3 protein-coding genes and 1 pseudogene are annotated in these 1,291 nt (G+C 55.9%); 2 read left to right on the top strand and 2 right to left on the bottom strand.

Translation table 11 applies throughout. The features are described from left to right. Together FVW27_RS16180 and FVW27_RS16175 are read left to right on the top strand one after the other, a co-directional pair. A pseudogene (locus FVW27_RS16180) lies at positions 1 to 245 on the top strand (hypothetical protein); the annotation flags it as partial. Positions 246 to 247: 2 nt separating this feature from the next. Next, a complete protein-coding gene (locus FVW27_RS16175; protein ID WP_010939314.1) occupies positions 248 to 613 on the top strand; it encodes a hypothetical protein in 366 nt (121 codons plus the stop codon). Here FVW27_RS16175 and FVW27_RS16170 read toward each other — a convergent pair. Continuing rightward, on the bottom strand, positions 610 to 897 hold the full coding sequence (locus FVW27_RS16170) for a type II toxin-antitoxin system RelE/ParE family toxin (protein ID WP_010939315.1): 288 nt from the start codon (positions 895 to 897) through the stop codon (positions 610 to 612). The genes FVW27_RS16175 and FVW27_RS16170 overlap by 4 nt on opposite strands. Beyond that, entirely contained in the window at positions 887 to 1,126 is a 240-nt protein-coding gene (locus FVW27_RS16165; protein WP_010939316.1) for a CopG family ribbon-helix-helix protein, read from the bottom strand. The genes FVW27_RS16170 and FVW27_RS16165 overlap by 11 nt, the downstream gene beginning before the upstream one ends. Positions 1,127 to 1,291: the final 165 nt, after the last annotated feature.

Below are 1,291 nucleotides of genomic sequence, written 5' to 3'. Positions count from 1 at the left end.
CATGGCACCGCCTGACAAGCGCTGCGTCCTCTCAATCATCGGGCTGGATAGCAGCGGGCAACTACCGGTTCAAGACAGCAGCCGTACCGGGCAGAAGTACGCTGGACCAGACGATGCTCAAGGAGGAGGTCACAAAGCTCACACATGACGAGCAGGCGACTGAGGCACTCCTCTCGCGTTGCCGTAAGATAGGCGCCCAGCATGAACGGCTGACCATCAGCCCCATCAACACCAAAGGAGCATGACCATGGGATACGTAAGCGATGTGGCGCTGTGCCTCTCAGGCGCAGCGGCCACCAGACTGAATGAAGCTCTCGTAGCAGCCAGACAGACCATGCCAACCACAAGCTATGAGGATATTGAACGCTTTCTGAAGTCGGCTCTGCAAGGCACGGACACGGATAGCGGCTGTGTCCTCTACTTCTGGGAAACCATCAAGTGGTACGATGAGTTCACCGAGGTGGGTTTTCTCAACAGGTTCGTCACCTCTTTAGACGGAGAGGAGTACCTGTTTCTCCGCATCGGAGAAGATCACGACGACAACGTCAGCACGGGCTGGATGTATGACAACCCGTTCGACGTGCGCATCGTGCGGGAAATCCAGTTTGCTTAGGAGGATCGTTGCATACGGTGGTGCAAGACGCGAAGGATGTGAACCTCATCACGCACCACCCGGTAGGCGACGATATACGGAAGAGCAACCATCACAAGTTCCCGCGTACCGGGCACCCGCCCAGCTCGACCTCGTTCAGATGAATGGGAAAGAGTGTTGCACGCCTGCAAGATACGGCTAGCAACCTCATGAGCAGTCGCCGCATCGTCCTTGGCAATGTGCTCCATAATGGCATCCATATCCCTAAGTGCCAGACGGAGCCAGCGCACTCTCCTATTCGACATTTACGCCCCACTTCGCAAAAGAACTGGCGACTTCCTCATCGGAAGCAAAGTCTCCGGCATCAGCCTGGCGCAACCCTTCAGCAATTGCCGCTACCTGCCAGCTCTCCTCTTCCACATACCGCCTGACAGCATCGGCAATAAGCCAAGACCGAGTACGGTCGGTGGCCTTAGCCAACGCCTCCAGTTGAAGCTGAGTTTCAGGATCCAGCCGTGTTGTTACAGCGCTCATAAGCACCTCCGCATGTGTACTCTGTATACATTGCAAACATAGAGGTCAAGTTTCCAACCTATCGCACAAGGAGCCACCATGTCCGAAGTACACACGACCATCATTGACCTCGACGCCGGAGCCGTTTTCAGCGGCACCCCATCAGGGCGTATCATCAAGGGCTTC

Source organism: Nitratidesulfovibrio liaohensis (assembly GCF_011682075.1).
Classification (GTDB): domain Bacteria; phylum Desulfobacterota; class Desulfovibrionia; order Desulfovibrionales; family Desulfovibrionaceae; genus Cupidesulfovibrio; species Cupidesulfovibrio liaohensis.
Note: the sequence above shows the minus strand (reverse complement) of the source record. Positions and strands in the feature narration are given on the sequence as shown.

Bases quoted from the DNA above. Each gene is read 5' to 3' on its own strand.
- FVW27_RS16175 (WP_010939314.1), top strand. From the start codon at position 248: ATGGGATACGTAAGCGATGTGGCGCTGTGCCTCTCAGGCGCAGCGGCC.
- FVW27_RS16170 (WP_010939315.1), bottom strand. From the start codon at position 897: ATGTCGAATAGGAGAGTGCGCTGGCTCCGTCTGGCACTTAGGGATATG.
- FVW27_RS16165 (WP_010939316.1), bottom strand. From the start codon at position 1,126: ATGAGCGCTGTAACAACACGGCTGGATCCTGAAACTCAGCTTCAACTG.